Genomic DNA, 4750 nt, shown 5'->3' on the forward strand with positions numbered 1-4750 from the left:
GCGGGCGGTGGGCACCAGCACCGCGCGGGCGCCGGCGGCGAGGGCGGCGTCGACGTCGGCGCCGGTGTCACCGATGACCACGCAGGACGCGGGGTCGACGCCGAGTTCGACGGCGGCGCGCAGCACCATCCCGGGCCGGGGCTTGCGGCAGTCGCAGCCGTCGCCGTCGTCGTGGACGCAGACCTGCCAGGTGCCGAACGGGCCGAAGAGCTCTTCGACGCGGGCGTTCACCGCCGCCAGCCGGTCCGGTGTGATCAGTCCTTTCGCGACACCCGACTGGTTGCTCACGATCCCCACCGGGACACCGTTTTCCCGCAGTCTCCGGACCAGGTCGACGGCGCCGGGGACCGGGCGCACGCCCGCCGGGTCGTCGAGGTAGGGGACGTCGACGATCAGCGTGTCGTCGCGGTCGAACAGCACGGCGACCGGCGGGCGGGGGCGCCGCGCCGCGATTTCGCCGCGCACGCGGTGGTAGCAGGCGGCGGGCGGGATCAGGGCGCTGGTGACGACCATGCGCGCGACCTCACCGGGCGTGCGCGGTCCCGGCAGGATCCGGCGGGCGGCGAACTCGGCGGTCAGTCCCGTCCAGATCCCGGCGGCGAGGACGGCTTTCCCGCGCTGCCGCAGCAAAGGCAGCACGAGAGCGGCGAGTCCGGCCACTGTGGACAGTGTGTGCAGGCCCAGCCGGCCGGATCCCGCGCCGGTGCGCTGGCGCCAGAGCACGCCGTGCTTGTGGCGCATCAACGCGTTGTCCGCGTTGCCTCGCTGGGACTTCAGGCTGTGGAAGAATCCCGCGCGACGGGCCGGGTGCGTGGTCAGGCGGTCGCCGCGGCCGATCCGGTGCCCGGCCTCGGCGACGCGCAGCGCGAGGTCCGAGTCTTCGCGGAAGGCGCGCGGGAAGCGTTCGTCGAAGCCGCCGGCCTCGGCCAGCGCGGCGCGGCGGTAGGCCATGTCGGCGGTGATCCACCGGGCGTGTTCGAGGCCTGCGGTGCCGCGCTCGTCGTCGGTGGGACGGCGGTCCGCCGGCAGCGGCACGGTGATCCGGCCTTGGGAGGCGGCGACCGCCGGGGGCAGCGGCTGCAGGTCCGCGGCGAGCTGCCGGGGCCAGTCCGGGGCGAGCACGACGTCGTCGTCGACGAAGGCGATCCATTCGCTCTTCGCGGTGCGCCAGCCGAGGTTGCGGGCCGCCGCGGGCCCGCGCCCGCCGGAGCGGAGCACGCGGACACCGCCGGGCAGGTCCAGTTCGGACCCGCCGGTGCGGTCGTCGACGACGAGGATCTCCGCCGGCCGCGGGCCTTCGCCACCGAGCAGGGTTTCGAGCAGCGGCCGAAGCGTCTCCCGGCCCGTCGTGGGGATCACCACGGTGTAGTCGACAGTCACCGCAGCGGGCTACCCGCCGGGCGCGGGGTCAAACGGCGTGTCGATCGCGCGGCCGCGGGTAACCGGGCGGGGACACGGAGGAGGTGCGGATGATCGAGATCCGGAACCCGGCCGACGGCAGCGTGGTCGGCAGCGTGCCGGTCGCGGGCGAAGACGAGATCGACGCGGCGCTGGCGCTGGCGAACGAGACCCGGCCCGCATGGGCGCGGACCCCGGCCGCCGAGCGCGGCGCGCTGCTGCACACGGCGGCCGAGCGGTTGCGAGCCCAGGCCGACGAGCTGGCGAAGGTCAACGAAGCGGAAACCGGGCGTCCCCGCGAGGAAGCGCTGGAAGGCGTGCTGGCCGGCGCGGGCACCCTCGGCCAGTACGCCGAGCTGGGCCCGGTCCACCGCGGCCGCAGCCTGCTGGGCGACCCGGGCGCGACGGACCTGATGGTGCCGGAGCCGCGCGGGGTCGTCGTCGCGCTGACGCCGTGGAACGACCCGGTGGCGGTCGCGTGCGGGCTGCTCGGGGCGGCGCTGGCCACCGGGAACACGGTGGTGCACAAGCCGAGCGAGCGCGCGCCGCACACCGGTCAGCTGCTCGGCGAACTGCTCATCGGAGTCCTGCCGGGCGGCGTGCTGCAGACCGTCCACGGCGACGGCGGCGTCGGCGCGATCCTGGCGATGCGCGACGACGTCGACGTCCTGGCCCACGTCGGCAGCACGGCGACCGGCCGTTCGATCGCGGCGAGCGCGGCCGCGACCGGCGCGAAAACGTTGCTGGAGAACGGCGGCAACGACCCGCTCGTGATCGACGCGGACGTCGACCCGGCGTGGGCGGCGGGACAGGCGGCGCTGGGGGCGTTCGCCAACTCGGGGCAGATCTGCGTTGCCGTGGAACGGATCTACGTGCACGAGGCGATCGCTTCGGAGTTCCTGGACGCGCTGGTGAAGGAAGCGGACTCACGGACTTTGGCACCGCTCGTGGACCGGCGCCATCGTGAGCACGTCCATGCGCACGTCGCCGACGCTGTTTCCCGTGGCGCCCGCGTCATGACCGGCGGAGGGGTCCCGGACGGGCCGGGCGCGCACTACCCGGCCACGGTGCTCGGCGGGTGCGCGTCCGACCTGCGGGTGATGACGGAGGAGACGTTCGGCCCGGTCGCGCCGGTGCAGGTGGTACCGAGCTTCGAGCACGGCCTGGCGGAGGCGGCGAAGGGCGAATACGGCCTGGCGGCAACGGTGCTGACCGCGTCGATGGCCCACGCCCAGCGCGCGTGGCGCGAGCTGCCGGCGGGGACGGTGAAGGTGAACAACGTCTTCGGCGGCGCGCCCGGCGGGGCGGCGCAGCCACGGGGGCGGAGCGGGAACGGGTACGGGTACGGGCCGGAACTGCTCGACGAGCTGACCCGGACGAAGCTGGTGCACGTGGCGCCGCCGGGATGACCGACCAGCGAGAAGGCGAGGGCGCGGCTGGGGTCGCCCCGGCTGAGGACGAGCGGTTCCGGCGGAGCGATGCCGGACCGGACGAGACTGCGAGCGGCGGTGCCGGGGTGGCGGCCCGCGGCGGCCGGTCCGGCGAGACAGCGGGCTCCCACCGCACCCCGACACCCGAACCAACCCCAGGCCGGCGGCTCCGCTTCAAACGCCGGCTCACCGTCGCGCTCGGCACCGATGGTCCCTCACCCGACGACGGACGCGACCGCACCCCGCTCGGCTGGTTCGCCCGTGCCCTCCGCGTCCCCGGGCGCGAACGGCGGATCCTCGTCCAAAGCGCCAAAGCCACCCTCGCCGCCACCGGGGCCTGGCTGCTCGCCACCCTCGTGCTGCGCCTGCCGCAACCCTTTCTCGCGCCCTACGCCGCCGTCTTCCTCGTGGAAGCGACCGTCTACCGGTCGTTGCGCGGCTGGGTGCAGCAGGTCGGGTCGGTGGCCACCGGGGTGCTGCTCGCCGCCGTCGCGGGGCAGCTGATTCCGTGGCAGGCCGTCGCGCTGGCCGTGGTCGTGTTCGCCGGGTTGCTCGCCGGGAGCTGGCGGCGGTTCGGGGAGTCCGGGGTGTGGGTCGGGGTGACCGGCATGCTCGTGGTCTCCTACGGCACCGCCACCGAGCCCGTGCTGCTCGGCGACCGGCTCCTCGAAACCGCGCTGGGCGCCGCCATCGGGGTCGCGGTCAACACGCTGATCTTCCCGCCGCTCTACGGCGAACGGCTCGTCACCGCCGCCGGGCGGGTCGCCACGGCGCTCGCGGAGCTGCTGGAAGCGACGTCCGACCTCGTCCGCCACGACGAACCCGAGGACGTCGACTCCTTGCTCTCCCGGGCGAACGACGTGCGCAGCCAGGTACTGGCCGCCGAGGACGCCGCCGGGCTGACGCGGGAAGGGCGGCGGCTCAACCTGCGGCGGGGCCGCCCGGGGGCCGGGGCGCGGCACGAACGTCCACTGCGGACGCTCATCGCCCTCTGGTCGCCGCTGTCCCAGCTCGTCGCCGCGGTGCGGACGACGTCGGAACGCGAGGAGCACCCCTTCGCCTACCCGTGGCCGGACGCGCGGGACACGCTCGCGGACCTCATGCACTGCCTCGCCGGGGCCGTCCAGTCCGTGGCCGCGGCCGGGGAGCCCGTCGAGCTCGACGGCTGCCGGGCGCTGCTGCACCAGCTCGAACAGCGCCTGGTCACCGCCGAGGGCGACGGGGTGCCGGCCCGGCTGGGGCTCGGCGCGATGATCCTGCCCGCGCGCCTGCTGGTGGAGCAGCTGGAAGACCGCTGAACCTCAGTGCACCGGGACGGCGTCGGCCTCCGCACGGTGCCGGCGGCACGCGGTGCACACCATCGTCTGGCCCAGCAGCGCCCCGTCGCCCGACACCAGCCGGGCCACGTGCAGGGTGGGCAAGCCGCACTCCTCGCACGGGATGGGCTTGCTGTCGCGGCTGATCAGGACTCGGTTCGGCATGGTGCGGCCCCCTGACGGGATCGGTGGTCCCGCCCGCTTACCCGGTGATCGCGCCCACACTCGTCAGGAGCACCCACGTCACTCGAACGGAGTAGCGGGCGGCCGGGTTCCGACGCCGAGGTGCGTGAACCCGGCGTCGGCGAGGGTGGCGGGGTCGAGCAGGTTGCGCGTGTCCACGACGACCGGTCGCGCCACCGACGCGGCCAGCCGCGGCCAGTCGAGGTCACGGAACTCCGGCCATTCGGTGAGCACGACCAGCGCGGCGGCGTCCTTGGCCACCAGGTACGGGTCGTCGACGACCTGGACCGCGCTCGCGCCGGGCACCTGGCCGACGGCCGGGTCGTGCGCCGTGAGCTCGGCGCCCGCGCGGGCCAGGTCCTCGGCCACCGCCAGCGCGGGGGAGTCCCGCAGGTCGCCGGTGCCCGCCTTGAACGCCAGGCC

General features: G+C 75.1%; 5 protein-coding genes. 2 read left to right on the forward strand and 3 right to left on the reverse strand.

Annotated elements, in window-relative coordinates; genetic code table 11:
- Positions 1 to 1380: HAD-IIIA family hydrolase (locus G3I65_RS32120; protein WP_160699427.1), on the reverse strand; the 1380-nt coding region annotated here is incomplete at its 3' end.
- 89 nt (positions 1381 to 1469) lie between these two features.
- Here G3I65_RS32120 and G3I65_RS32125 point away from each other — a divergent pair.
- Together G3I65_RS32125 and G3I65_RS32130 are read left to right on the forward strand one after the other, a co-directional pair.
- Positions 1470 to 2807 carry an aldehyde dehydrogenase gene (locus G3I65_RS32125; protein WP_160699428.1) on the forward strand — a complete coding sequence of 446 codons (1338 nt, stop codon included), beginning with the start codon at positions 1470 to 1472 and terminating at the stop codon, positions 2805 to 2807.
- Positions 2804 to 4126: an aromatic acid exporter family protein gene (locus G3I65_RS32130; RefSeq protein WP_239071583.1), complete on the forward strand. Its 1323-nt coding sequence runs from the start codon at positions 2804 to 2806 to the stop codon at positions 4124 to 4126. Before G3I65_RS32125 ends, G3I65_RS32130 begins: the two co-directional genes overlap by 4 nt.
- A 3-nt stretch (positions 4127 to 4129) precedes the next feature.
- On the opposite strand, the gene G3I65_RS32135 is transcribed toward G3I65_RS32130, so the two are convergent.
- Together G3I65_RS32135 and G3I65_RS32140 are read right to left on the reverse strand one after the other, a co-directional pair.
- The gene (locus tag G3I65_RS32135; protein ID WP_160699429.1) at positions 4130 to 4309 is read right to left on the reverse strand and encodes a hypothetical protein; all 180 of its coding nucleotides are present in this window, start codon (positions 4307 to 4309) and stop codon (positions 4130 to 4132) included.
- A 78-nt stretch (positions 4310 to 4387) separates the two neighbouring features.
- Positions 4388 to 4750: UDP binding domain-containing protein (locus G3I65_RS32140; protein ID WP_239071584.1), on the reverse strand; the 363-nt coding region annotated here is incomplete at its 5' end.

Origin of the sequence: Amycolatopsis sp. SID8362, assembly GCF_010550475.1 — a bacterium.
GTDB lineage: Bacteria > Actinomycetota > Actinomycetes > Mycobacteriales > Pseudonocardiaceae > Amycolatopsis > Amycolatopsis eburnea.

Coding starts and splice junctions, on each gene's coding strand:
- G3I65_RS32125 (WP_160699428.1), top strand. CDS start 1,470: ATGATCGAGATCCGGAACCCGGCCGACGGCAGCGTGGTCGGCAGCGTG.
- G3I65_RS32130 (WP_239071583.1), top strand. CDS start 2,804: ATGACCGACCAGCGAGAAGGCGAGGGCGCGGCTGGGGTCGCCCCGGCT.
- G3I65_RS32135 (WP_160699429.1), bottom strand. CDS start 4,309: ATGCCGAACCGAGTCCTGATCAGCCGCGACAGCAAGCCCATCCCGTGC.